Genomic DNA, 25,715 nt, shown 5'->3' on the forward strand with positions numbered 1-25,715 from the left:
TTTTGAACTATCTTATATAGAATGGTAATAATGAGTAGTTCATATGAAAGCAATAGAAGTAGAGCGGTTAATCCAGGGAACATTAATACGGGAAGGTGGAGGTGTTAAGTTACGTCGGTATATAGGTGCTGATAAAACCAATCATTTTGAACCTATACTGCTTTTTGATTATTTTGACAGCTCAGATCCATTGGATTATCTTGCCGGATTTCCGCCTCATCCACATCGCGGATTTGAAACAATTACTTACCTTCTGGAGGGAACCATTACCCATGAAGACAATAAAGGCAACAAAGGAGTAATCAATGCAGGTGGTGTGCAGTGGATGACTGCGGGAAAAGGGATTATTCATTCAGAAATGCCTTCCTCTTCAACGGGTCGCTTGCATGGTTTGCAGTTGTGGTTAAATTTGCCTGCTGCAGAAAAATGGCGAGAACCTCGTTATCAGGAAAAATCATCGGATCAACTACCTATTGAAGTCATGGAATCAGGTGCAACCATCAAAGTGATTGCAGGAACAATTGATCAAGGCTTGAGCTCACCCATTGTTGAAATTGCGACGCGACCTTTATTTCTTGATATTATTCTCCCAGCCAATGCAACTATCCAACAAACGATTCCTGATGATTATCAAGCAATTCTTTTTGTCATAGAGGGTGTTGTGAATATAGGAGGACAGCAAGTTACTGCAGGGACTTTAGCTAGCCTTACAAACGGCGAAAGAATACAAATGGAAGGCAAAAACAATCAAAATAGAAATCATTGTTTATTGATAGCTGCGGCTAAACTTCATGAACCTATTGTTCGCTACGGGCCTTTTGTAATGAATACCCAAGAAGAAATTATGCAGGCAATGCATGATTTTCGTACAGGACATTTTTAGTTGTTTGTTGTGTTGATTTTAGCTGGATAGTTAAAATTATTCAGGCCGATCTTCATATATTATCTTGGTTGCTCAAGGGAATATGAGTACAATGTGAATGATTAAACACTTATGATTTCTGCGAAATTTATTTAAAGTGAGTTATGGATACGTTATCTTGAACGTTCGGGCTGAGGAGGCATTTATGCCGTCTCGAAGCCTTGTATGGAATTTAATGTTTCGTGCCAAGGCTTCGAGACGATGCTTACGCATCTCCTCAGCCCGAACGAACCCGGGATATCGACAGCTTCCTATATAGTCCTATCCATAACTCACGTTATTTAATAACAATGTATTCATCAATCTAATTTTGGACAGTGTTATTAAACGGAAGTAAGTATACCCAACATTTCAGCCAGGATGCGATGGCCAACTAAAGTGAAAAAGGAGTTTTTATGAGTTTGGAAGTGGAGTCTAAACCGCACGGTAATAATCCTTATGCCAATCGCTTTGATAACTTACCCCCAAAGGCTCAAGGGCGTTTCCCTAGAGTGGCTTATGTACTGCAAGGCGGCGGATCTTTGGGAGCCTATCAATTTGGTGTGGTTAAAGGACTTCTTGAAGCTGGATATGAACCGGACTGGATTGCAGCAACTTCTATTGGTGCCATACAGGCAGCGATTATTGTAGGAAATCCTCCAGAAAAGCGTATTGAAAAACTCGAAAAATTTTGGGATGAAATTGCGCCGGGTAATTTTTTCGATTTTTTAGGTGAGTCCGATATTACTTTAGATTTTTATAATAAATTAAGCGCCGCTTTTGCTTTATTATTTGGTCAACCTGAGTTTTTTTTTCCAAAATGGTGCACTGGAACAATTCCTTTGTGGGGTGATCCAACGACTCTGAGTTACTATGATACAACCCCTCTTCGCAAAACATTGCTGGATCTTATTGATTTTGAATTACTAAATTCTTGTCCCATTCGCTTGAGTCTTGGTGCTGTTCAAATCAGCAATGGCCATTTAATCTATTTTAATAATATCAATTATCGTATAGAAGTGGATCACATTATGGCAAGCGCCGCTTTACCTCCTGGCTTTCCTGCAGTTAATATCGATGGAGAATTATATTGGGATGGCGGTGTGCATTCTAACACCCCATTAGAAGTTATTCTGGAGGCTATTCCACCAGAAAATACCTTGTGTTTTCTAATTGATTGTTTTGGTGGACGATCGTTTATTCCCAAAAACATTAGTGAAATTGAAGAGAGAAGGAAAGATATTTCATATGGAACCCATGCTCAACGCACTATTTATAATTATTTGCAAAGACAAAAAATGCGAAATTCAATGATGGAATTAAGCCGTATTTTAACGGACGAACAAAAGAAGAAGAGCGCTCATTTATTAGATATTGGCAGCCCTCATCACTGTACTTTGGTACATTTGGCTTACAGTTCAAGAATAGTGAAAGCAGCCTCGAAGGATTACAACTTTGGCCGAGTGGTCATTAAGAAGAGAATGGAGTCAGGATATTTAGATGCCAAGGCTGTACTGGCAGAAGAATCTCAATGGGGTTATTTACCTGAAGATGGAAAAAGCCGATTATATGAGTCACCCAACAATCTTTCCCGATTGTTTCGAAAACAAAAAAAAGAGGTATTTTAGTTTCAATGCCGAAAAAGGGAGAGACCTGGTTGTGGAAACTCTCTCTGTGGAGGATAAACTGATGTTGAATCATAGAGTCATTATCAAAGAGGCGCTGCATTGTGAAAGAGAAGTTTGTCACATGGTATAAAATAGTAACGAAACATATCCGGCTTTTCTTTAGTTATTCTATCCCTATGTTTTTTAAAAAGGGCAAAAATTACATTAATCTTCCCATCATTGTCGTTGGCCTCGCTCTTGTTATTGGCCTTTTTCATTTATTTTCCTATTTGATCCCTTTCACTGACAATGCGTTTGTTGTCACTAATGTGACCCCTGTAGCTGCTGATGTATCTGGTTTTATTACTGAAATCTATGTCAAGAATGGCCAAAAAGTAAAAAAGAATGATCCTATATTCAGTGTTTACAGGGTTCCTTATGAGTTGGCTTATCAACAGGCAACGGCTGACTATAAGGAAGGATTAAAGAAAATAGACGTGTTCCAAAAGCAGATTGAAAGAACTGTTGCTTTGATTAAAGCAACGGATGCTGAACTTGGAAAAGCCCAATTTGCTCTTGGTCTTAAAAAAAATAAGAATGTGGCTGAAGCAGTATCTGTTCTTGAATTAAAAAATCTTGGTTATGATGTTTCTACCTTAACTAACAAAAGAAATGCTCTGCAACAGGAAGTGGCGGTTTTGCAAGCCAAGATTGAGCAACAAAGACATACTGTCGCCAGCCTTAAGGCAAAAATGGATAATGCCAAGGTTAATCTTGATTTAACCATTGTCAGAGCTCCTGGTGATGGAGTGATAGATAATATGTATGTTTCTCCGAATACCCCTATCGAGATCCACAAACCGGTGTTTTCTTTTATAGATACTGCAAATTATTATATCCAGGCTAATTTTAATGAAACGGACTTACGCAATGTTCGCCAAGGTGATAAAGCGTATATCATTTTACGTATGTATTATTTCGACAAAATATTTCATGGGGTTGTTGTCAACTCGTTATGGGCTGCTGAACGACAAACAACCGCCCCCAAGAGCCAAATTCAAGTTGTTGCAAATCAAAATGAATGGTTGTTGCTTCCTCAGCGATTTCCATTACAAATCAAGATATTGGATCCCGATCCTGACTATCCTTTAAATCCTGGTGCCAGTGCTTATGTTTATATCTCAACTAAAAGATAAGCTTGCATCCTACGATAGGTATAAAGAACATCGTATTAATGGATTAAAAGCAGTGTTTGTTTTGGAACTTATGATTTTATTTTACTTTTTTTCTTCCATTGATAATCCGTATTTCTATTATTTTTATGCTCCAATCACCTGCTTTACTGTGGAGGCGGCGGGAACAACATTAAAAGAAAAGTACATGCTTTTACTCTATACTCTTTTAGGAAGCATACTCTCTATATTCTTGTTCGGCGTAATTTCCATATACAACGTACTTTTTATTTTTTTTGTTTTTTTCTATACCTTGGCGCTTTATTTCCTTGTGCTTCACCATTTTAAAAAAATGCTTGTTATTGTTCCATTGATGCTAAGTTTGGCATCCTATTCCCTAATTTATGGTGTGGAGGCAGACAGCAATTTTTATGTCGCTATTAATAATGCTTTATATACATTAGCAGCCATGGCAGTAATATTCGCTGGATTATTTCTTTTTCCCAAAAAATATTATTTTGATATTTGGGAGCGTGCCTTTTTTGAGGTCATTTCCGGCCTGGAGTCTCTATCTGCCAAGATTTGTAAGGGAGAGGTCAAAACCATCGCTATTTTTTCAGGCATTATTGTGATGGAGCGCTACTCCAAAATGCTGCCAAGAAATATTAAGTGCTACAGTATACTAAAGATAACCATTTTATCTTTTGAGTTAATCTTGACCATGTCTTACTTGCTGTCTTTTCAAAAACAACTGCGTAAGGAATACGTTATCGTTTTACATCAATATCTTGAACGTCTTTGCCAAGCATGTAAAGCGAGACAACCGGTGATACTCTCAGACCAGGAGCTGCCTGCATTTAAAGAAACACATGAGCTGGAAGTCTTATATCAATTAATTTTAAGCTGGAATTACTTATGCGCCGATGGCTAGGAGTACAAGCATTTTCCTATCTTGAGCTGCGCTCTATTCAGATCAGTACGGTCTTTGCGTTTACTATTTTTGTCCAGGAATGGCTGCGTTATCCGCGGGCCGGGTGGACGGGCTTTGCTGTGATGATGATTTATGCCGGTTTTGATAATGGAACAACCATATTCAGGACGTATCATCGTTTTTTAGGAGTGCTTTTAGGCTTATTTACCGGATATTTATTGTGGTTTATAGGTCATCTGGATTATCGAACGTTAATTCTGATTATGCCTTTAATGGTTTTTTTCGCGTTTTTTCTGGTAGGAAGAGCATACAGTGTTCCGACTGTATTTACGGTCAATGTGTCAGTACTTGGTTCCGGTTACTTTAGTACGGAAGACACCCTTCCAGTCACCTATTTTATTATCGATTATACTCTTTGTACGTTGATCGCTTTTACTATTATTCTAGGTTTTGAATACTTTTGGTTTAGGCATTATGGACTGATGCAGCGATTTATCAAAATTACTCAGGCTGAAGTGATTGATGATCTTTACAGGCTGGTTCGTTTGTTAAATCAAGGTAAAATAAAAAAAACAGAATGGTTCCAAGCTTGTATCAAGTTGACTGACAGCTTGTTTGAGGTCAATAAGCTCATAACAAATTCCCAGTTTTTAATCAGTTCAGAACATGCTGTTGGGGATGAATTTAATCAGTTTGTGGAACTGACTAATCGTATTTTTATTGGCTTGAAAGCCTTGTATATGGCTTATTATACGAAACATTATCATACGTTTGATTATTATCAACTATTTCAACAGGTTCAAAAAGATTTGGTGCACTTAAAAGATTTTGTTGCAGGGGAGCAAACAATTGACCTTAGCGAGGGAGTAAAGAATGCTACGTCCGGTTAAAATCATTTTATTATCAGTCTTTTTAGTCGGATGTTATAGTGAGCCTTATCACAGACCCAATGTTGAAGTGATTAATAAATGGTCGGTAACGGACAGGAATGTTAAAAATGTTGACAGCAAGAATATTCCTTACATGGCTTGGTGGCGTGATTTTAAAGACCCCACTCTCAACCAACTGATTGAAAGAGGTTTGATTTCCAATACAAGCCTTGGTATGTCAAGAGGGAGCATTGAAGCGGCAGAGGGAGAGCTTAAAAAAATTCGTTATCAGTGGGTGCCTACCCTGGATCTTATGACCGGTTATTCAAGAAATCCGGCAACGGGGTTTCCTGGCGTTCTGATTGTTTTTATTCCTAATTATACAATAAATATCATCAATCAAATCAGAGAGCAAAAAAGAGCAAAATATACTCTTGCTCAGGTAAAAGCAGAAGACGATGCTCTCAAACTCACTATTATTTCACAAATAGCAGCAAGTTATTTCACCTATCTTGCAGAAATAGAGCGCAAAGAATTTTTACAGGCATTAGCTAATGATCTAACTCAGCTGGCAAAGGTTGCCAGCAAAGTTTACCAAGGAGGATTAAGTTCTGAAATTGAGCAGGAAGAGTTGTATAGCCAGGTTAATTTGATACAAGGCGAACTGGAGGTAACAGAGCGTAATATCGTTATAAGTCGCAATGCTCTCCGATATTTACTAAACCAAAATCCAGGTGAAATAAAAACAGTTAAAAAATTATTACAACTTAAAAATCATAATTTAATACCTGGTTCTTTACCATTAACAGTTCTTGAAAATCGGCCTGATATGCAAGTGGCGGAAAACCGTTTGCGTGCTTCCCATGAAGGAATAGGCGTTGCAGAAAGTAATCTTTTACCTACTATACAATTAGATTATATTGGTGGTTTGGCTGCTGGAGATAGCCGCTACGCATTACCGAAAAAAACGGTGAAATTTAATGATCAATTGTTGAAAGCCCCCATTATTGATATGCCTGTTTTAGGTGCAGTAGCTAAGGCTAAAGGCGTAAACAAGGTTTCTTATTATAATTATATTGATACTTTACAAAAAGCATTAAGAGACACGACCAACGCGTTATCAGAGAATGAGCGTTTAACTAACAAGCTCAAACAGACTGCTTCCGCTCAAAAGCATTTGGCAAAAGCCTATAATTTGAATGATAGGTTGTATCAGACGGGTATTCAAAGTTATATAGAAACCTTAAATAGCAAAATTTCGCTCGATAAAATCAATATCAGTTTAAATCAGGATAAACTGCAAGAGTTACTAAGCATTGTCCGCTTATATCAAGAGCTGGCTGGAGGTTATCGCGCCAGACCTGAGTCTGAAGTAAAATCTTCAGGCTGATCAATCATGGTTCTATTATAAATTATTACAAACATGGATGCCTTGCAGCTTTTCTCAGGACACTCAGCTCATAAAAAAGTGACTTATTTCTCACAAGAGCCTTTCTAAAATTGGGTCTTGACATTCACTTGTAATCCATAAGAGGTTGTCAAAAGGGTGAAATAAAAACATGAGCATGAGAACAAATATTGCATAATGTTTAATTTTATGCCATTATTTGCGCCATTGTGTATCCTGTGAGTGTTCTGTATGTCAAAGAAAATAATGTTTTTTATTTTGTCGATGTCTTCTTCAAGTATTTTTGCTGTTGACAATGTAGATTTGTATCAAGCCCCTCTCAATAGCATCAATAAATACCCCATACTGCAAACACCAAAGAATACGATTATATTAAAGAGCTCTTCTGCAGTTATTGATAATTCATTACAAAAATTGAATCAAACAAAAGAAGATAATCAAATGACAGTTCGTTATCAGCAGTTGTATAAAGGAATACCTGTTATTGGCGCTCAAGTGATGATTACTAAAGGAGCTAATCCTGGGGTTCAATCCAATGATGATGTAGAGGTCAACGGGCACTTATTGGAAAATATAGAACTTAATACGAAGCCTGCTATTAGCGCACAACAAGCTAAGGAATATGCAAAAAAGTCCTATTTTCAATTCAGCCCCCAGTCTAACATACAACAGGAAGCCACTGAACTACAGATTCGACCTGATCAGAATAACCAATTAAAGCTGGTTTACTTGGTTTCCTTTAAAAGCGTGCAGCAAGACGGCAAGCCAGATTGGCCTTTTTTTGTTATTGATGCTCAAACTGGAGCTTTGATTAAGCAATGGAACAATATTAAAAATTATTTGGATACAGGGCCTGGTGGCAATGAGAAAGTTCAGGAATATTGGTATGGTAAAGATGGGTTACCCGCTTTGGATGTGACTCAAAATGGCAGTCAATGCGTCATGGAAAACTCAAAGGTTAAGCTGGTTAATCTCCATTCTCAGTGGGATTGGGAAAACAGTATAAGTACCCCTTTTGAATACGTTTGTAACAATAATACAGAAGAGAATATTAATGGAGGATTTTCTCCCAGCAATGATGCGTACTATTTCGGACATGTTATTGTTGGTATGTACAAGGACTGGTATGGAGTTAATGCCTTACAACACTCTAATGGTGCGCCAATGCAATTGGTCATGCGAGTTCATTTTGGGCAAAATTATGATAATGCTTTTTGGGATGGACAAGCTATGTCATTTGGAGATGGGCTGGATTTTTATCCATTAGTTTCTTTAGACGTAGCAGGTCATGAGGTGACTCATGGTTTTACAGAGCAGCATTCTGGTCTTGAGTATCATGATCAATCGGGTGCGCTTAATGAATCTCTATCTGATATGGCAGGACAAGCGTCAAGAGCTTATCTTTTGGAAAAAAATCCTCAGTTGTATAACAAAGCTTACTTACAACCAAATGAAGTAACATGGGGTATTGGTGAAACAATAGTTCGTGATTCTTTTGGCAAAGCTTTGCGGTTCATGGATTACCCTTCTTCTGATGGAAGCTCTGCAGATTGTTTAGACAAAGGTGTTGCGCAAAACAATGGCAGTTATTGTGCTATCAGCTATGATGAGGTAGTAGCTTATGCCAATACACATATCGCACTTCCTCAAGAACGCCAGAGCTTCATAGTTCATACAGCCAGTGGTGTGTTTAATAAGGCTTTTTACTTAATGTCTAAAGATATGGGGATTAAAAACGCTTATCACATCATGGTTGTTGCCAACACAAAATATTGGACCCCTACGACGGACTTTAAAAATGGGGCTTGTGGAGTTATTTATGCTGCCAGGGATTTAAATTCCGATATCAACAAGGTTAAGTCTGCTTTTGGTCAAGTAGGCGTTGACACAGCAGGGTGTGCTATATAGCGGGAACAAAAGCTCCCGGCAAGTTTTTGCTTCGAGCAAATGGGTGATCTCTGGTGATTCATCGCGAGCTATTTTTGCTCGCATTGTTGTTTGCCGTGCATAGAAATTAGTATATAATCAAACAGGACCTATCTTTTAGATTTCTTTGGAATTGAAATCTTAATAAGCTCTGATTTTAAAATCATTAGGATTAAATATTACTTTCGTATTAGGAACAGAATGGCATTTTTTTTAATCACGCTTTGCATACTAATATTGAGTTTTTTCTGCCTGGCCGTAATGGTTTTAAAGTTTATGCAGCAGCCCTCCTTGCCTCTGTCTTTCTCCCAATATGTTAAGTTAATGTGTAGTGGAGTTATTGCTTTTATTGCAGATACAGTAGGCGTTGGCAGTTTCGCTGTTAATGTAGCCTTGGCAAAATTATTAGGTACCTTTCGTGATGATGAGTTACCCGCTGTAAATAATGGCGCTCAAGTTATCCCTGGGGCTATAGAATCTTTATTTTTTATAAACATGGTAGATGTTGATTTAACTACGTTACTTACTTTAGTCACCGGAACCTGTATTGGTGGGTTAGTAGGCGGCTTTGTCGTGAGCCAGTTAAGCAAGCAAGCCATTAGACTGGCAATGATTTGTTCATTTGCTCTGATCATTGTTCTTTTAATCTCCCATCAGCTTCGCATATTACCAGTTGGAGGTGATTTGACAGAATTACATTCCTGGAAACTGGTTATTGGTTTTTTTGCCATGGTAGTTTGTGGTTCTCTTACTTCTGTCGGAGTGGGGCTTTTTGTCATGGTGCAAGGTGTTTTATTTTTAATGAATGTTTCACCAGTTGTGGCTTTTCCAATCATGACAACTGCAGGGGCTATGCAGCAGCCTCTGACCACATTGGTTTTTTTACAAAAAAATAAAATCCCGTTAAAGAAAACATTGATTTTAAGTTTTTCAGGATGTCTGGGTGTTATGATCACCATTCCAATTTTTACAAAATTAACAATAACCTGGCTGCATTTTTTACTTTTATTTATCCTTATCTATAATTTTTTAGCTATTGGCCACACTTATTTACGATCAAGGCCAGTCAAACAATATGTTCAATCTTCTATTAAGCTCGCTGCAGCAGACTGAGTTTCTCAGTTTGGAATTCTTCTTTATTGTTTTTTCAGGTGCAGAGCTTTTAAAGCTATGGCTAACTAATATGATGAACCAGGTTGATTTTTGACGGTGCTGGTATTTGCTTGTTTTCATTCAAATTTGATTAGAGTCTATCCTATCTGGATAGGCACTTATATAGTATAATCGATGTTATTTTAAAAAATATATTGCCCTATGGATGAACAAATCAGTAAATCACAGAGAAAAAGAGATGCTCATTATCTACAAGATCTAGGCGTGAAATTTATTGATCTAAGCCCATTCAAGCTGGATTCTTTACCCCTTCCCGATAATTTACGTCAAGCAATTATTGATGCCAGATCAATCAAAAGCCATGGGGCTAAAAGACGACAGGCGCAATTAATAGGCAAGCTAATGCGTGCAGCCGATTTTGAAGCAATTCTTGCTGCCTATGAAAAAATCCTTGAAGAAGAGAGTTCAATTACTGCCTCCTTTCATGAGATAGAACTATGGCGCGACAGGTTATTGCAAGATGGAAAAGAAGCTTTGACAGAGTTTATTGATGCCTATCAACCTGACGACGTGCAACAATTAAGGCAACTGATTAAAAAAGCACTAGATGATCAGATGAAAGAGAAAAATACTGGCGCTGCTAAAGCACTGTTTCGCTATTTAAGGTCTTTAATAAAATGAATTACTCACTATTCATTAGTTGTTCAAAGGGTTTGGAGTATTTGCTGGAAGACGAACTCAAGGGATTGGGTCTTCATGTGACTCAGGTAAGTCCGCAAGGTGTGTATGGTGAGGCCAGCCTGCCTGTAATTTATAATTTATGTTTATGGTCAAGGCTTGCTAACAGAATACAACTCATTTTATTTAGTGGCCATGCTGCAAAAGAGCAAGCCGTACATCAGTTATGCACAGATTTTCATTGGCAAACTGTTTTTACCCATGACAAAACCATAGCCATTGAATTTCATGGTGCATCAGAGCAAATTCGTAATACTATGTTTGGCGCTCAGATAGTCAAAGATGGAATAGTGGATCATTTTCGCCGATTGAATGGTTCAAGGCCTTCGGTCGACAAAGAAAAACCGCAAATTTTAATTCATGCCCATTTGAAAAATGATATTTTAACGGTGAGCTTTGATCTGGTTGGATATAGCTTGCATCAAAGAGGATATCGTAAAAAAACAGGAAAGGCTCCTTTAAAGGAAAATGTTGCAGCAGCCATGCTACTAAGAGCCAAATGGCCAGAGTTAGCCGCTCAAGGATATGGTTTACATGATCCGTTTTGCGGTTCGGGAACATTAGTTATAGAAGCAGCCATGATGGCAGCTCATATTGCCCCAGGTTTATTACGACAAGATCAATCCTTACAGTATTGGGCTCGGCATCAGAGCTCTTTATGGGAAAAATTGCGAACTCAAGCATTACAGCAAGTTAAACCGCTGGCAGTTAAGCTGGTTGGTACTGACTCTGACAGCAAAGTAATTACTCTTGCGCGTTCCAATGCCGAGAGAGCAGGAGTATTACCTTTGGTTGAATTTAAAACATTATCGCTAAATGCTTGTAGGCCAGCGACAAAAAGAGGATTAGTTGTTTGTAATCCACCTTATGGTGAGCGACTGGGTGAGGTAACTCAACTTGTTCCTTTATATCAACAATTGGGTACTACATTACATACTCATTATCAAGGTTGGCAAGCGGCTATTTTAACTTCCAGTTCCGTTTTGGCTAAAGCATTAGGATTACGAGCTGATAAGCAATATACTTTATATAATGGCCCATTAGAGTGCAAACTCTATTGTTTGGCTCTTTCTGCTGCAAACAAACTTAAAAATACTCCGGATGCCCCGCTTTCTGATAATGCACAAATGTTATTTAACCGATTGGAAAAAAACAGAAATCATTTACAGAAATGGGCTAAAAAAAATCAAATTTCCTGTTATCGAATTTACGATGCGGATTTACCCGAATACGCCTATGCCATAGATATATATAATGACCATGCTGTACTGCAAGAATATGCGCCACCAGCCAGCATCCCGGTTCACAAGGCAGAAAAACGTAGTCTTGAGATATTGCAAGTCGTTCCACGGGTGTTAAATATTCACCCCGAAAAATTAATAGTTAAACAAAGAAAGCAGCAAAAGGGCTCGGAACAATATCAAAAAATAGGGAAAACCAGCCACAGGCTGATAGTGACAGAAGGCAAGGCAAAATTGATAGTGAATTTGTATGATTATCTCGATACAGGGTTATTTCTGGATCATAGACTTATGCGCTTGAAATTCGCTCAATTAGAGCCGGGAACTCGATTTTTGAACTGTTTTTGTTATACCGCCAGTGCAAGTGTCCATGCTGCCTTGGCAGGTGCATTAACCACGAATGTTGATTTATCCAAAACGTATTTACTTTGGGCAGAAGACAATTTTAGATTAAATGATATTAATTTATCCAAACATCAATTTTTGCAATACGATTGTAAAGAATGGATGAAAATTACAAGGGATAAATTTGACGTTATTTTTTTAGATCCGCCCAGCTTTTCAAACTCAAAGCGTATGACTGATATTTTAGACATTCAAAAAGATCATGTTTCTTTGATTAATATGGCAATGCGGTTGCTAAACCCTAATGGTATCTTATATTTCTCAACTAATCTGCGCCAATTCAAGTTAGAGCCAATGCTGAAAGAGAAATATGCAGTACAAGACATTACATCGCAGACCATCGATCAGGATTTTAAACGAAATAGCAAAATTCACCATTGTTTTAAAATTGTAATGCCGCATTTTGCAGATAACTGATTCAGGACTTACGAAAAACCCCAATCTCATCGTTAAAAAATGTTTTTAATTCGGTCATTTAGTTTATCTAAACTCTCTCATTAAAAACATTTTTTGCCTTGACCTTGGGGTTTTTCGTAAGCCCTGTGATTGAAGCAACTGAATAATTCAGTTATTTATTATTTAAGATTTGGATTTTGTTTTGCTTTTGCTTTCTTTTTCAGAATGGATGTTTCCTTCTTCATTCCCATAAATTTGTTCTTTTAGAGAAGTCATGAGTCCTGCCATAAAAAATAATTCTGCTGTTAAATACAAAGGTGCGATAAGGGCTTGGGTAAAATTAACCATAAAGGCAGGTTTTTTTCCCTCAATAAAGTGACCATATAATTGCAATCCCCAACCCACAACAAAAGTAATAATAAATACCCAAAGTCCCAATTTCGTTGGACCATCATAATTAAACCAACTGGCTAGCCATAACAAAAAGAGCAAAATAGGAGTTAATGCCAAGGCAAGTTGCCAATTTAACAGAAAGTAATAAATGAGGGCGGCCAAGGTCGCCAGACAGGCCAGGTTAGTTGCATAAACACCTGGGATAACTATTTTAACAAATCCCAAAAAGATCATGATAGAAAGTATAATTAAGGGGACTCCTGCCATGTGCGTGTAGCGGGTCGCTGTATTTTGATGGTAGCTTGCATAGAATTGAGCTTGCTCAATAAATGATTTCATTTTCTTTTCGTCCTGAAGTTAGGGTTATGAAGAAAACATAGCACATAAAATAAAGAAGTACCAAAAAGAGTGAGAAGTCTTAATTATTCTTGGTTAATAATCATTGAGTTTGATTTGCTCTATTAATTACCAGGATTTTATTTGAATGATAAAATCGAAGGGTGTAATTCCAAATATAGATTGGTTTTGAAATCCCAAAAATTACGGAAGCAAATCATGCTTCCGTATCCGGGCAGTTGTTATACGCTGTTCAGCGGATTGTTCTGAGATATCTCATCATTTTCAATGGAGAGATCATATCATCTGCTTCTATCGCAAATGCTATAATGTCTTTGGATTTGGTCGTATACTGACATATCCAATTGCCTTCTCCATCATCTTCTGGGTGGGGTGATCCTGATATAGTTGAGAGTAATTTATTGCTTTCTGCCAATGCTATATCATCATTTTCAGCTGCTATTGGTCCTACAATAAATACCCAGCTTGAACTGGTATTGTAATGACTTAAATTATAGGTGATATACATGCCCTCCAAAATTTCAGCAGACATGGACATCCCTTCTGTTTGAATAGAGGATACACTGGGACATACCTCAGGTTTTATTGGATTTGCTAAAGAAGAGCCAGCCAAGATTACAGCACCGATAAAAGCAGTCAACTGGGTTTTCAACATCATGTTACTTCTCCTTGTTACCTAGCAGTTAAAAATCTTCAAAAGACTAACAAGTTGAATTTTCAGTTGCAACAGTTTTAAAATGGTGTTGATGGGAATTGTTTCGGATTATCTTTTGCCGCATGACTAATCCATATTTATAAAGATATTTTTCCAAGCATATACAATACATTCCCATTTTCATGTCCTTCACGACTAGACCCAGGGATGTAGGTTGCTGCAATCGTTATTCTTTTGTAGAAAATAGCTGCCCACGGTAATGCTCCAGGGATGGGGACATTATCGTAATCAACGCGAGATGTAACCAATACCGAGTATCCAAGGCCTGCTTTTAAATCTTTGTTTACCGAAGCTGTTTTGAGATAGGCATAACCAACTGCGGGTTCTAAATGGCGATGGGAATCCAGGAAGGCAATCGCGTAAAGCCCATGCCAGTTTCCTTTTTCATCAAAAATACTTTTGCCTAATCCACCACCCCATGCGGTTTCATTGTAGGACTTAATTTTCTCACTACTGTAAACATAGCGGTTATGCCAAGCATACCCTGAAAAATACATATCATCATGGCCTTCTGTCCATGTTTGATGGATACGTTGACACACGGGCTTGAGGAAACTTATCCAGCGAGAACAAGGATTGGATGTCGTTTCGTCTGCAGCGAACGCATTTAAAGAGCAAATGATGGTTAAGCTGGAAATTAATCTTTTCATTCAATTTTTAACCTTTGCAGGGTTTCTCCCAGCTATAATTTAATGATAGAGTTTAAATGTGTAAGGTTTTGTTAGATGGAAGATAACCGGAGTTTATGTTTATTGATAACTTAAATTTCGGAAATAAACAATAAATAATAAACCTGAGAGCATACTATCATGGACTTGTTTCGTAAAAAAGATATAAAGGGATCGTTAGACAATGAATCACATTTAGCTAAATGCCTTAATGTTTTTGACCTTACCTTTTTGGGAGTAGGTGCGATTATAGGTGCTGGTATTTTCGTTCTTACAGGAATAGTCGCTGCTACCATAAGCGGGCCAGCCGTAATATTCTCTTATGTTGTCGCCGGATTTGCTTGTGCTTTTGCAGCCCTATCCTATGCTGAACTGGCTGCCAGCATAGGAGGTTGTGGCAGTGCTTATGGATATGCTTATGCAGGATTTGGTGAGTTAATCGCGTGGATAGTCGGATGGGATTTGTTATTGGAATATTCTATTGCTGTATCGGCTGTTTCTATCGGCTGGAGTGGATATGCTAATGATTTTTTAATGGCTCTGCAAATATTTATCCCAGCTAGTTTGTTACATGGTCCTGCTGACGGTGGCGATCTTAATATATTAGCCATTTTTATCATAGCCGTACTAACTGCATTATTAGTTGTTGGCGTGAAATCCAGTTCTCGATTTAATAATATCATGGTGCTTGTAAAGCTTTTGGTTATTTTTATTTTTATAGTTATCGCATTTGGTGAAGTGAGGGTTGAAAATTGGTCTTCTTTCATGCCATATGGTTGGGCTGGTGTAATGAAAGGTGCTTCAATCATCTTTTTTGCCTACGTGGGGTTTGATGCTGTCTCTACTGCCGCCGAAGAAGCGATTAATCCACAACGGGACTTACCCATAGGGATAATTGCCTCCCTGGCTATTTGTACGGTGATATATATTCTGGTTTCTGGTTTATTAACCGGGATTGCTCATTACACTACTCTTAACGTTTCATCGCCAATTAGTCATGTTCTGCTTGTCTTGGGTTATAAAACAGCAGCTGGACTGGTCGGTGTAGGTGCAATTGCCGGTCTAACCACGGTTATGTTGGTTCTGTTCTATGGATTAACCAGGGTATTTTTAGCTATGTCAAGGGATGGACTACTGCCAAGGTTCTTATCAAAAACGAATGAGCAGACGAAAACACCAATTCGAATTATATTGTTATGTGGCTTATTGATGGCATCTCTCGCCTCAGTGACTCCTATCGGTACTTTAGCGGAGTTAGTTAATATTGGCACCTTGTTTGCCTTTATTATTGTTTGTGCGGGAGTTTTATATTTACGGCGAACGCATCCTGATATGGAAAGACCATTTAAAACTCCACTTATGCCTTATGTTCCTATATTAGGTATAATGAGTTGTTTTTATTTAATTTTGAATTTGCCATGGATAACGATATTGCGTTTTATGATTTGGATGGCGATAGGTATGGCTGTCTATTTTGCATTTAGCAGGGGAAATAGTGCTTTGAGTGTTGAGGGGGATTGTGCCGCTGAGTAAGGCTATAATCTAAACAGTTGGTGGGATGGTCATAATAGCAGCAGCAACTAATGCTGCAGCTGGAATGGTCAGCAACCAGGAGTAGAATATCCTGCGTAACACTTTCCAGTGGGCGCCACCTATTCCACTGATTAGCCCAACTCCGGCAATGGAGCCAGTGACCGTATGGGTGGTTGAGACAGGGACTCCAAATTCTGTTGCAGCGAAAATGGTAATGGCCGCTCCTGTTTCAGCGGCACAACCCTTCAGCGTATTAAGTTTGGTAATTTTAGTTCCCATGGTATGCACAATCCTCCAGCCCCCAGCTAAAGTCCCCAAACTAATTACCCCATGACATGAAATGACGACCCAAAATGGCACATAAAATACACCATCAAGCCAAGATGCGGAAAAAAGTAATACCGCGATGATACCCATCGTTTTCTGCGCGTCATTTCCACCATGAGTGATACTCAATAATGCTGAAGAAATAAGTTGAAAACTTTTAAATAATGTATTCAGTTCTTCTTCGCTCTTATGTCTTAGAAACAAAGTGAAAATATGAGTGAATAATAAGCCAATCAATAATCCTAGAACAGGTGATATGAATATCCCTGCCGCTACTTTGGCAAAACCTGTAATCTTGAGTGAAGACAGGCCGCCCTTGGCTATTGCCGCACCAGCCAATCCACCAATTAAGGCATGAGAGGAGCTTGAGGGCAGTCCATAATACCAAGTCACCAAATTCCAGAATATCGCTCCCATCAGGGCTGCTAAAATAAAATAAGTGTCCACCAGATCCGTATCGATTAGTCCGTAGCCTATTGTTTGGGCTACGGTTAAATTAAAAATCAGGAAGGCAATGAAGTTAAAAAAAGCAGCCCATAGCACAGCTTGTCTTGGCGTTAAAACACCTGTAGTGACTATGGTTGCAATCGAGTTGGCCGCATCATGAAATCCGTTGATAAAATCAAATACGAAAGCAACAAAGATGACAAACAGAATGAATATCGTATTGTAGTCCATATATAATAATACCCTGTTAAATATAATAACTGCTCTGAGTCATTAATTTTGATACAGCATTCATCAATTGTTTAATAATATAGGGAAGTTCAACTGCTCCAGCCTCCATGGCTGTATTTGCATGATGTTCTTCGTCTTCTTGCATTCTTTTTAATATGGCTTTTGTTTTTTTATCTTTTTCCGGGAGATAATGCAGATGTCTTTGTAAATGGGCGGTTACCTGGCGTTCTGTTTCAGCAACAAATCCCAAGCTGATTTTATCGCCAGCCAATCCAGCTAGGGCGCCTAATAGAATCGAACCACAATACCAGATGGGATTTAAAAGGCTGGGTTTGCTGCCTAATTCATACAAGCGTTCTTCGCACCAGGCCAAATGATCGATTTCTTCGGCCGCAGCATTAGCCATTTGTTCTTTGATGTGAGTCAGTCGCGCTGTTAAAGCTTGTCCTTGATAAAGCGCTTGAGCACATACTTCTCCAGTATGATTTACTCTCATTAGTCCTGAAATATGTTTCTTTTCCTGAGGTGACAGTACGGTGTCAATAAGGGTTTCAGCGGGAGATTTGCGCATTGTTGTACGTTTTTGTGGCAAAACAAGGGTTCGAAGCGCACTATCGACTTCACCTATTAACCTATCTAGGAAGCTTGATGTTCGCATGGATGCTTTAAATAAAGTGTTGAAACTCTATGTTAACTTGATTAGTGGGCAGTTTGAAGTCATTAGTCAATTAAATTTTATAAGATTGTTTAATATTGGTGCTTGTGATTTATGAAGTAGTTGTCAAATGATCTGATGTGATGCAGTTATTTTGATTATTACACGATTAGATCCTAAGCTTTATTATACACAAATAATGCGAATAGATTTAAATTGGTACACGATGGATAAAATGAGGAAGATTAAAAAGCCACATTCATTAAATCATCTTGCTTCAGGAGATAATTTTAACCATCTTAACCAGCTGGAACGAAGCTTAATAAGCCAATTGATTGAATTGAGTTGCGATGAAAATACCCTACATACTTTAAGCTCACACGGGTTAAAATTACTCGGTAAGCATCCCTTATTAAAAGATACAATTACCGCTGTTTGGCATCATGATGGCAGCCATATCAATATTCTGGCTTCTAATGGATTAGCATTTGATGGGTCAAAGGAATTAGAGAAATTTGTAACTGTAACCTCGGATTGGCATTTTTTGAAAATACATAAGACAAAGATCAAGGAGCATTCTCAAGAAAAACCAAAACAGCGTATCGATATTTGCCTTGATAAATATCAAGGTAATTTATTTTGTATTAGTTTCTGGTTTGAATTTATTGATTTTAATGTTGAAATACTAATGCCTTTTTTTAAAGATATTCTGGGTGTATTAAAGCTATCTCTAGCCAAATTGATGAATAAAAAAAGGGAAAAACTACTGACCACTATTTTGGAAAAAGCAGGTGATTCTGTCGAAATAACCAATGAAGAGGCGGTCATTCAATATGTTAATCCTGCTTTTGAGCATATCACTTTATATAATGCTCACGAAGCGATGAACAAAACGGTAGCCTCCTTATTGCGTTCACCGGTTGAAGACGTTCATTTATTTGAACAAATAAACCAGACCCTTAAATCAGGGAATACATGGAAGGGGCAAATACGTTCAAGGAAAAAGGATGGTAGTTATTGGATAGCTCAAACCATCATCGTTCCTGTGATGGATGATGAATTAGGGAGAATTACCCAACATATAGCAATTAAACAAGACATTACTGAACAGGTAAATCGATTCAATCAACTAAAAATCAGCGAAGAAAGATATAGAAATCTGATGAACGCTGTATCGGATGGTATTTTTATTCATAATCTGCAGGGAGCATTTCTGGAAGTTAATGAAGCGGCTTGTTTGTCTTTGAATTATAGTCGGGAAGAGCTAATTAATTCCTATGTTTGGGATATTGAGGTGGGATTTTCGCAGGAAAATTTAAATCAGTTGTGGGAGGATGTGCAAAAGGGGCCCCTTAACATAGAGGGGATGCACCGCAGAAAAGACGGTACAATTTTTCCTGTTGACGTGCGTTTAGCAGTTTTTAATGCGACTGGTGAGAAATTGGTTTTGGCTATAGTAAGAGATATTACACTTCAAAAACGCTCCGAAGCGACTATAAGAAAGTTAACACGGGCTTTAGAGCAAAGTCCCGTTTTAGTCATAATAACTGATAAATCGGGAACTATTGAGTATGTCAATGCAAAAGTGATAGAGCAAACCGGTTATCGTAAGGAAGAATTGGTTGGGGGAAATACAAGAATTTTACGATCAGGCCAAACCCCCCATGAAACTTATAAAACCATGTGGGAACAATTAGCCAATGGGGAAGAGTGGCATGGTGAGTTGCTGAATAAAAACAAATCCGGAGAGCATTTTTGGGTATCAGCAATTATTTCTCCAATTCGCAATGAGAATGAAGAGATCACTCACTATCTGGCTGTTATGGAAGATGTGACTCAGAAGAAAAGCTATGAGGAAATGTTAAAATACCAGGCAACATTTGATAATTTAACCAATCTTCCTAATCGTCTCTACGCGTTTAACAAATTGGAACGAGCCATTTCAAAATCCCACATCAACAATCAAAAATTGGCGGTGCTGTTTTTAGATTTGGATGAATTTAAACAGATTAATGATTCCTTGGGACATGCGGTTGGTGATTCACTATTGAAAGCGTTATCAGAACGTTTCCTATCTGTTATACGGCAAACCGATACTATTGCACGGTTAGGTGGTGATGAATTCATGATGATTTTAGAAAACATCACGCAAGATACCGATGCTGAAAGTATCGCAAAAAAATGTCGAGAAGTTTGTTCTCAACCTTTTGTCATTGAATCACAAGAATTACTGGTGTCTACAAGTATAGGAATTGCAATATATCCTTATCATGGCAAGGATGCCAAAACTTTAATGCGTAATGCAGACACAGCCATGTATCAGAGCAAGATGCGGGGTAAAAATAATTGGACAGTATTTCAAAATACCATGGTTGAGGAGGCAAATAACCATATTCGTATTAAGACGGAGCTATATCAGGCGCTAACACGTAATGAGTTATATATTTGTTACCAACCGATCATTGAGCTTAAAGAAAATAAGGTAGTCGCTGCGGAGGCCTTGTTACGTTGGCAAAACACAACCTTAGGTCAAATCACTCCTGACCAGATTATCCCCTTGGCTGAGGAGACCGGGATGATTATTCCATTAGGCTATTGGATTTTGGATAAGGTGTGTACACAAGCGAAAGAGTGGCAATTTATTACCAGCAGCAATATAAAAGTAGCAGTGAATATCTCTACCTTACAATTAAAACAAAAGGATTTTATTAATAAGGTACAACTAATTTTGAAAAGGACGAAATTATCTGCAGATTCTCTAATTTTTGAAATTACAGAATCTGCATTTATTGATGATTCAAAATTCATTTTATCTCAATTAAACAAATTAAGTGATATGGGTATTCATTTTTCTTTGGATGATTTTGGGGTAGGATATTCTTTCCTGCAGTATATTAAATCCTATCCATTCAAAAGTTTAAAAATTGATCGTGTTTTTATTCAAAGTGTAAATACAAATCATAATGAGTTAAGTTTGATTAATAGTATTATAGCCATGGCACGCAATCTGAAACTGTCGGTTATTGCTGAAGGAATAGAAACGGCAGAACAACTGGAATTAATGCGCTCAATGAACTGCGATATGGCACAGGGATGGTATTTTTCCAAACCATTAAGTGGGGATAAGTTTTTGTCGGGACTTACGAAAACCTCTAACCTACTCGTTAAAAAATGGTTTTAATTGAGTCGTTTAGTTTATCTAAACTCCCACAATAAAAAACATTTTTTGCCTTGACCTTTGGGTTTGTCCTGTTTGCTTTATTTAATCAATAAGTAAGAATGCACCAGCTGCCGTGACTAATTTAAAAATTTGGCAGGGATGTCGATGGCTGGTACTACTTATTTGTTTTTACTTCAGGAGCAAAAAACAGAATATCCTTGTTATGATCATTTTAAATGATTAAGAGATGAATTTTGTGCTATCCATTTGTCAAGTTGGTTCACTACGTCTTCTTTCTTATACCGGCTGGCAGGATGCGATATTAATAATCCCTTTTCAGCAAGTGCATCAGCCAGGTAGGATGTGAAGGAATGATGATGATAAGCCCTGGAGGAATGGCCTAAAAAATCTTTTAATTTTTCTATGGTTTCACACAATGAAGCATTCTTTGCGTTGATAGAAGTATATAGATTATTCGCTGTAGTGATTCCAAAGCTTCCATGACGAAAAAAACTGAAAAAGCCATCGCCTTGTCCTCTGTTGTATTTGGGATTATTTTTATTTTCGGATTTCGTGTGATAATTCGTATAATTTTGAACCGCGTTGTAAACAGCAGATTGTAGGTCATTCACTGATAAGGTGATTTTGTCTAAAGCTACGTTAACTGGCTGCTCGGTTTCTCTAGTAATTAGTCTAGTGTGAGGTTTGTCCAAAGGAACCCTTTTAACTTTAGCTTGTAAATGAGAAGGCAAGCGTCTTCCCTGAGGTCCTTGTGGACGTTCTCTTACAAAATGGTTTAATTTTGTTTCTTCTTTCTTGCTATCCTTTTTTTTGTCAGGGATGATGGGTAAATTGACTTCTTGGACTCTTAGTCCTTTAAATTGCTGATATTTGCTTTGAGAGTCAATAGCAGCCCATGCCTCTTGTATCTCTTTGGCAGTGATAATCCTGGTGTTATTATGGGGGATTTTGGGAGCAAAAGGATTAATACCCCCCATTTTTTTTATGCGCTCTTCTTTTTCTAAGGCCTCAAGTCTTAGTTGATATTTACTTCTGATAGAATCATAGGATTCATTGTTTTCAACATTTAACCATCTAAGTAAGGCTTCTGTTTTCATTAATAAACTCCAATTGCAGAGCACCATTAAATTAGCATGAACTCTATTGTTTTCATCGCTAATTTAAACCAAGCTCTGTTATAAAGGCCAGGCCTAATTTAGTAAAATTAACCATATGTTCCAGATTCAGAATATCCAAAGTATCATCGGAGGTATGAACATAGGGATTATCATCGTCTAAAGTAGTAGCAGATGGATAAGTGGTTTTAAAACCTTCATTGGTCCAGTTCACATGATCACTGCAGGCATAACCACATTTAGTGTAGCCAACAGGAATTTTTATATAGTGAGTTAATAATTGTGCTGTAAATTCAGTTAAACCCTTATCTACATAATCCTTTAACAGCCAAATCGTTTGATCTTTGGCGTTAGCTCTATACCCTGCCTGGTCTAATTGCATTACTGCTTTCACTGGAATTTTTTTCTGTAAAAAATCTTGTACTACATATCCTGAACCAATAAGTCCTCTTTCTTCAGCAGCATAGGCTATAAAATAAACTGGTCTATTGAGCTCAAAGTTCGATAAAAAGAGAACTCTTGCCACTTCAAGTTCAACCGATATTCCGCTAGAGTCATCATCGGCACCAGGCATATTGCCGTCCAGTGTGTCAATATGTGCTCCTAAAACAATTGCCTCACCTGGTTTATCTTTTCCAATCACAGTGACAACTGAGGGCTGTACGAATTTGTTGCCTGTTTTGACAAAGTAGCTATCTACGTCCTTTCTTCCATAATCTTGGGCTAAGGTATCAAATTGTTGCTTAAACCATTGTGCAGCGTCAACTCCTGTTCTGGATTTGGCAGATCGGTTGATATAACTGGTTAAATGTTGATTGGTCTGCCATATTTTGGCTGGGTCAATTTGTTCGAACAATCCAAGGACTTGTGCGTCATGATTAATAGGGTATGAGTTTGCGGGCGAGATGGGGTGGTAGCGGGTCAGTTTATCTAATAATTTTTGCGAATCAAGGAAACTATTGTAGCTATTTTTGATATAGGGCTCAGCATTAAGGTAATGTCCGCATACCGGTCTCATTTTTTGTAGAGTATTGGCAATATTGTCATCAATGGAAATGGCAATGAAGCTAAAGCGATCAGATTGCGTAATTAACTTGACTTTGTCTTTTAGTTGCTCATAAAGGCAGTTTGACACAATGATTCTATCCTCCCCATAAGACTGAGGCAGACACCACCCGGTAACACTTGAAAAGCACAATAAAATAACGCAAGCTAGCCTTGATTTAAATATCATGAAAAACTCCATTTCATTTTTATTCATTGCAATATATTACATGAAGAAGATTTAGGCCATTCTTTACTGCAACGAATGGACTTGTTCATGTTTTTCATCGCCCTTTGCCTCTATGTCATTCTTATTATCCCAAAAAGTGCCTGAAACTATGGAATAGCTCGATGATCTTGAACGCTGAAGCCTTTCATCACGTTCCCGCAAGACTTTCCTGCCAAAAAAAGTGCCTGCCAAATAGGTGCTGATACCAATACTTGTAGAAGCAGCCAGAAGAGGGGCGCTTGATTGATGGCTGGGCTTTAAAAGCACTCCTCCACCATAAGTGACATTGGTCATCGCATTGGCTTTCACTTTTTCATTGACCAACAGGTTTAAATAATCTGCGTGGATGGTTGTATTTTGAGACACAAAAAAGTCAAGAGGGAAAAATTCTGAAGTAACTGGTCCAGTATAATGAGGTGTATTCACTGAACCAGTTATATTTGTTCCATTAAAAGGATAAGTCAAATGATACTGGGATAAATCCTTGATTGAGAAATCCAGAACATTTTTTGCTAAAAGACTGCTGAATGAAGCTATTGCCAAAGAATTACAAAAGGATTCTGCGTTGACATACAGATATTCTTTGTAAGAAGGTGACTCCAGGTCAGTGCCGTACTGGGTATTAAAGTGATATTTGTCTTCCCTGTTCTGTTGCCATTTTTTAAGATTGGCCCCAAAAGTTCTTAAAGTAGTTCCGGAAAGAATAGCCAGAGAACTGATCATAAAAATAGTACCTGGATTGGCAAAATCATTCAATGCATAGCTGCCACCGCCAGATTTTTCCAGTAAATCTCTGCGAAAAGGAATGGTTTGATTGAATCCATAATTAAATTCTACCGCAGTCACATCCAAATTAACTGTGCCAGCTACTCCAACTGATCCGAAGTATCCTGCTTTTATTGTTTCAGACATGGAGTAAGAGAGAGAGACCCCAGCTCCTCCGACCAAGCAGGCTAACGAGCCTGCTGCATTTAAAGAGTTTGCTGCGCCTTCGATTACGGTATTAGTAACCACGCGATATGCATTCCAAAATCGATCAGTCCATCCCATATTTAAAATCTTTTGTTAAGTTATAAAAAATAGATTCGACACTTTGATTAAGTACGAATCAAAAATGATGGAAAGAATATCATATTTCTTTTAAAAGCAAGATTTATTTGTGATAAAAAACGGCATTTGGTGTAAAAATAGATCTTTTGTGGTTTTGTTTTGTCCATTATGGAGTGATTTTGATGCCAATCAATCTTGCTTACCATTACATATAATCGAAAGTAGTTGCTATATTTAAAATAGGTCATTAGCAATAATACGAAATGAAGCTACACTCTATCAGCACAAATAAGATGCGCCTCATCATCAGCATGTGGCCTATATATCTATTCGCAGTTTTGTTTCTTGTAGCAAGTCTTTTTACAATCCTTATTCTAATGATGGAGTACACTCTCGTTTGCAAAAACAAAGAGTATCATTTGGCTAAGGAGTGTGTTTTACAAAGCAATATTTATGATTTATATCATTCCAGTACCGACTTGGGGGATTTAAAGGCAGCCGTAGTTAAAAGCAGTCGTTCAAGCAAAGGAAATACGCTTTATTATGTGGATTTGTTAACGGATAAAGGTTCAGTCAACCTTACGGGGAGTAGTTCCAGTGGTCGAAGCGACAAAGACATTGTTGCGAATAGGATTAACAACTATATAAGCAATAGTTTGGAAACGACTTTTAAAGTGAGTTACCCAGCCTCGTGGTGGATGTATGGGTTATCCGGTTTTTTTCTATTGGTAGGTGCTCTGTTGCTTACCGTTAGAGGGGCTATCATTGATTTTGACAGAATATTAAAAACAATTGTAATCAAAAGAAAGGGATTATTTAAGACAGAGGAAACCAAATTATCGTTTTTTGATGTAGATAAAATTATAGTCGAAGAGTCTATTGGGAGCAGAGGCGCGAAAACTTATAGACTTGCCATCACTCTAAAGGATAAACCGCCTCTTCCTTTAGTAACAATCTATGATTCTTCTTTTGCTAAAAAGGAAAAGATCGCCAATCAATTAAATCAATTTATCCATGAGAGTTGATTGCTTAATTGGATACTCCAAAAAATTATAAAAGCCCT

At 37.8% G+C, this 25,715-nt stretch carries 22 protein-coding genes; 14 read left to right on the plus strand and 8 right to left on the minus strand.

Annotated elements, in window-relative coordinates:
- Positions 1-43: 43 nt before the first annotated feature.
- The 10 genes from OQJ02_RS00065 to rlmKL all read left to right on the plus strand — a co-directional run bounded on the left by OQJ02_RS00065 (position 44) and on the right by rlmKL (position 12,728).
- A complete protein-coding gene (locus tag OQJ02_RS00065; protein ID WP_265717317.1) occupies positions 44-883 on the plus strand; it encodes a pirin family protein in 840 nt (279 codons plus the stop codon).
- 434 nt (positions 884-1,317) lie between these two features.
- Complete coding sequence (locus OQJ02_RS00070; RefSeq protein WP_265717318.1) at positions 1,318-2,529, plus strand: patatin-like phospholipase family protein; 1,212 nt, start codon at positions 1,318-1,320, stop codon at positions 2,527-2,529.
- A gap of 101 nt (positions 2,530-2,630) precedes the next feature.
- On the plus strand, positions 2,631-3,704 hold the full coding sequence (locus OQJ02_RS00075; protein ID WP_265717319.1) for an HlyD family secretion protein: 1,074 nt from the start codon (positions 2,631-2,633) through the stop codon (positions 3,702-3,704).
- A complete protein-coding gene (locus OQJ02_RS00080) occupies positions 3,679-4,611 on the plus strand; it encodes an FUSC family protein (protein ID WP_265717320.1) in 933 nt (310 codons plus the stop codon). Before OQJ02_RS00075 ends, OQJ02_RS00080 begins: the two co-directional genes overlap by 26 nt.
- Entirely contained in the window at positions 4,596-5,501 is a 906-nt protein-coding gene (locus OQJ02_RS00085) for an FUSC family protein (protein ID WP_265717321.1), read from the plus strand. The genes OQJ02_RS00080 and OQJ02_RS00085 overlap by 16 nt, the downstream gene beginning before the upstream one ends.
- Positions 5,485-6,870 (plus strand): TolC family protein, encoded by a 1,386-nt coding sequence (locus OQJ02_RS00090; RefSeq protein ID WP_265717322.1) that lies wholly within the window; start codon positions 5,485-5,487, stop codon positions 6,868-6,870. The genes OQJ02_RS00085 and OQJ02_RS00090 overlap by 17 nt, the downstream gene beginning before the upstream one ends.
- Before the next feature lie 249 nt (positions 6,871-7,119).
- A complete protein-coding gene (locus tag OQJ02_RS00095; protein ID WP_265717323.1) occupies positions 7,120-8,796 on the plus strand; it encodes a M4 family metallopeptidase in 1,677 nt (558 codons plus the stop codon).
- Between the two features lie 219 nt (positions 8,797-9,015).
- Entirely contained in the window at positions 9,016-9,927 is a 912-nt protein-coding gene (locus OQJ02_RS00100; protein ID WP_265717324.1) for a sulfite exporter TauE/SafE family protein, read from the plus strand.
- 201 nt (positions 9,928-10,128) lie between these two features.
- Positions 10,129-10,608: a ribosome biogenesis factor YjgA gene (gene yjgA, locus OQJ02_RS00105; RefSeq protein WP_265717325.1), complete on the plus strand. Its 480-nt coding sequence runs from the start codon at positions 10,129-10,131 to the stop codon at positions 10,606-10,608.
- Positions 10,605-12,728 carry a bifunctional 23S rRNA (guanine(2069)-N(7))-methyltransferase RlmK/23S rRNA (guanine(2445)-N(2))-methyltransferase RlmL gene (gene rlmKL, locus OQJ02_RS00110; RefSeq protein ID WP_265717326.1) on the plus strand — a complete coding sequence of 708 codons (2,124 nt, stop codon included), beginning with the start codon at positions 10,605-10,607 and terminating at the stop codon, positions 12,726-12,728. Before yjgA ends, rlmKL begins: the two co-directional genes overlap by 4 nt.
- Before the next feature lie 162 nt (positions 12,729-12,890).
- Here the strand turns inward: rlmKL and OQJ02_RS00115 are convergent, their stop codons facing one another.
- The 3 genes from OQJ02_RS00115 to pagP all read right to left on the minus strand — a co-directional run bounded on the left by OQJ02_RS00115 (position 12,891) and on the right by pagP (position 14,822).
- Positions 12,891-13,439 carry a DUF962 domain-containing protein gene (locus tag OQJ02_RS00115; protein ID WP_265717327.1) on the minus strand — a complete coding sequence of 183 codons (549 nt, stop codon included), beginning with the start codon at positions 13,437-13,439 and terminating at the stop codon, positions 12,891-12,893.
- A 250-nt stretch (positions 13,440-13,689) separates the two neighbouring features.
- On the minus strand, positions 13,690-14,115 hold the full coding sequence (locus OQJ02_RS00120; protein WP_265717328.1) for a DUF4949 domain-containing protein: 426 nt from the start codon (positions 14,113-14,115) through the stop codon (positions 13,690-13,692).
- A gap of 134 nt (positions 14,116-14,249) precedes the next feature.
- Positions 14,250-14,822 (minus strand): lipid IV(A) palmitoyltransferase PagP, encoded by a 573-nt coding sequence (gene pagP, locus OQJ02_RS00125; RefSeq protein WP_265717329.1) that lies wholly within the window; start codon positions 14,820-14,822, stop codon positions 14,250-14,252.
- Between the two features lie 159 nt (positions 14,823-14,981).
- Between pagP and OQJ02_RS00130 the strand changes: the two genes are divergently transcribed.
- Positions 14,982-16,373, plus strand: coding sequence for an amino acid permease (locus OQJ02_RS00130; protein WP_265717330.1), 1,392 nt, complete (start codon positions 14,982-14,984; stop codon positions 16,371-16,373).
- A gap of 9 nt (positions 16,374-16,382) precedes the next feature.
- On the opposite strand, the gene OQJ02_RS00135 is transcribed toward OQJ02_RS00130, so the two are convergent.
- Both OQJ02_RS00135 and coq7 read right to left on the minus strand, forming a co-directional pair.
- Positions 16,383-17,378, minus strand: coding sequence for an inorganic phosphate transporter (locus OQJ02_RS00135; RefSeq protein ID WP_265717331.1), 996 nt, complete (start codon positions 17,376-17,378; stop codon positions 16,383-16,385).
- 16 nt (positions 17,379-17,394) lie between these two features.
- The gene (gene coq7 / locus OQJ02_RS00140) at positions 17,395-18,036 is read right to left on the minus strand and encodes a 2-polyprenyl-3-methyl-6-methoxy-1,4-benzoquinone monooxygenase (RefSeq protein ID WP_265717332.1); all 642 of its coding nucleotides are present in this window, start codon (positions 18,034-18,036) and stop codon (positions 17,395-17,397) included.
- On the opposite strand from coq7, the gene OQJ02_RS00145 reads away from it, so the two are divergent.
- Together OQJ02_RS00145 and OQJ02_RS00150 are read left to right on the plus strand one after the other, a co-directional pair.
- The gene (locus OQJ02_RS00145; protein WP_265719850.1) at positions 17,942-18,151 is read left to right on the plus strand and encodes a hypothetical protein; all 210 of its coding nucleotides are present in this window, start codon (positions 17,942-17,944) and stop codon (positions 18,149-18,151) included. The two genes, coq7 and OQJ02_RS00145, sit on opposite strands and share 95 nt — an antisense overlap.
- 117 nt (positions 18,152-18,268) lie before the next feature.
- A complete protein-coding gene (locus OQJ02_RS00150; protein WP_265717333.1) occupies positions 18,269-21,214 on the plus strand; it encodes an EAL and GGDEF domain-containing protein in 2,946 nt (981 codons plus the stop codon).
- Positions 21,215-21,420: 206 nt separating this feature from the next.
- Here OQJ02_RS00150 and OQJ02_RS00155 read toward each other — a convergent pair whose 3' ends face one another.
- The 3 genes from OQJ02_RS00155 to OQJ02_RS00165 form a co-directional block, all read right to left on the minus strand.
- On the minus strand, positions 21,421-22,311 hold the full coding sequence (locus tag OQJ02_RS00155; RefSeq protein WP_265717334.1) for a hypothetical protein: 891 nt from the start codon (positions 22,309-22,311) through the stop codon (positions 21,421-21,423).
- Between the two features lie 58 nt (positions 22,312-22,369).
- A complete protein-coding gene (gene lapB / locus OQJ02_RS00160; protein WP_265717335.1) occupies positions 22,370-23,563 on the minus strand; it encodes an aminopeptidase LapB in 1,194 nt (397 codons plus the stop codon).
- A 63-nt stretch (positions 23,564-23,626) separates the two neighbouring features.
- On the minus strand, positions 23,627-24,652 hold the full coding sequence (locus OQJ02_RS00165; protein WP_265717336.1) for a hypothetical protein: 1,026 nt from the start codon (positions 24,650-24,652) through the stop codon (positions 23,627-23,629).
- Between the two features lie 263 nt (positions 24,653-24,915).
- Here OQJ02_RS00165 and OQJ02_RS00170 point away from each other — a divergent pair, with 263 nt between their 5' ends.
- On the plus strand, positions 24,916-25,677 hold the full coding sequence (locus tag OQJ02_RS00170) for a hypothetical protein (protein WP_265717337.1): 762 nt from the start codon (positions 24,916-24,918) through the stop codon (positions 25,675-25,677).
- The last annotated feature ends 38 nt before the right edge of the window (positions 25,678-25,715 follow it).

This window comes from Legionella sp. PATHC032 (assembly GCF_026191185.1).
GTDB lineage: Bacteria > Pseudomonadota > Gammaproteobacteria > Legionellales > Legionellaceae > Legionella.

Excerpts from the sequence above, each read along its gene's own strand:
- OQJ02_RS00165 (WP_265717336.1), bottom strand. The coding sequence starts at position 24,652 with ATGGGATGGACTGATCGATTTTGGAATGCATATCGCGTGGTTACTAAT.
- lapB (WP_265717335.1), bottom strand. The coding sequence starts at position 23,563 with ATGATATTTAAATCAAGGCTAGCTTGCGTTATTTTATTGTGCTTTTCA.
- OQJ02_RS00100 (WP_265717324.1), top strand. The coding sequence starts at position 9,016 with ATGGCATTTTTTTTAATCACGCTTTGCATACTAATATTGAGTTTTTTC.
- coq7 (WP_265717332.1), bottom strand. The coding sequence starts at position 18,036 with ATGCGAACATCAAGCTTCCTAGATAGGTTAATAGGTGAAGTCGATAGT.
- OQJ02_RS00130 (WP_265717330.1), top strand. The coding sequence starts at position 14,982 with ATGGACTTGTTTCGTAAAAAAGATATAAAGGGATCGTTAGACAATGAA.
- yjgA (WP_265717325.1), top strand. The coding sequence starts at position 10,129 with ATGGATGAACAAATCAGTAAATCACAGAGAAAAAGAGATGCTCATTAT.
- OQJ02_RS00070 (WP_265717318.1), top strand. The coding sequence starts at position 1,318 with ATGAGTTTGGAAGTGGAGTCTAAACCGCACGGTAATAATCCTTATGCC.
- OQJ02_RS00085 (WP_265717321.1), top strand. The coding sequence starts at position 4,596 with ATGCGCCGATGGCTAGGAGTACAAGCATTTTCCTATCTTGAGCTGCGC.
- OQJ02_RS00090 (WP_265717322.1), top strand. The coding sequence starts at position 5,485 with ATGCTACGTCCGGTTAAAATCATTTTATTATCAGTCTTTTTAGTCGGA.
- OQJ02_RS00095 (WP_265717323.1), top strand. The coding sequence starts at position 7,120 with ATGTCAAAGAAAATAATGTTTTTTATTTTGTCGATGTCTTCTTCAAGT.
- OQJ02_RS00115 (WP_265717327.1), bottom strand. The coding sequence starts at position 13,439 with ATGAAATCATTTATTGAGCAAGCTCAATTCTATGCAAGCTACCATCAA.
- OQJ02_RS00170 (WP_265717337.1), top strand. The coding sequence starts at position 24,916 with ATGAAGCTACACTCTATCAGCACAAATAAGATGCGCCTCATCATCAGC.
- pagP (WP_265717329.1), bottom strand. The coding sequence starts at position 14,822 with ATGAAAAGATTAATTTCCAGCTTAACCATCATTTGCTCTTTAAATGCG.
- OQJ02_RS00080 (WP_265717320.1), top strand. The coding sequence starts at position 3,679 with ATGTTTATATCTCAACTAAAAGATAAGCTTGCATCCTACGATAGGTAT.
- OQJ02_RS00065 (WP_265717317.1), top strand. The coding sequence starts at position 44 with ATGAAAGCAATAGAAGTAGAGCGGTTAATCCAGGGAACATTAATACGG.
- OQJ02_RS00120 (WP_265717328.1), bottom strand. The coding sequence starts at position 14,115 with ATGATGTTGAAAACCCAGTTGACTGCTTTTATCGGTGCTGTAATCTTG.
- OQJ02_RS00150 (WP_265717333.1), top strand. The coding sequence starts at position 18,269 with ATGAGGAAGATTAAAAAGCCACATTCATTAAATCATCTTGCTTCAGGA.
- rlmKL (WP_265717326.1), top strand. The coding sequence starts at position 10,605 with ATGAATTACTCACTATTCATTAGTTGTTCAAAGGGTTTGGAGTATTTG.
- OQJ02_RS00135 (WP_265717331.1), bottom strand. The coding sequence starts at position 17,378 with ATGGACTACAATACGATATTCATTCTGTTTGTCATCTTTGTTGCTTTC.
- OQJ02_RS00155 (WP_265717334.1), bottom strand. The coding sequence starts at position 22,311 with ATGAAAACAGAAGCCTTACTTAGATGGTTAAATGTTGAAAACAATGAA.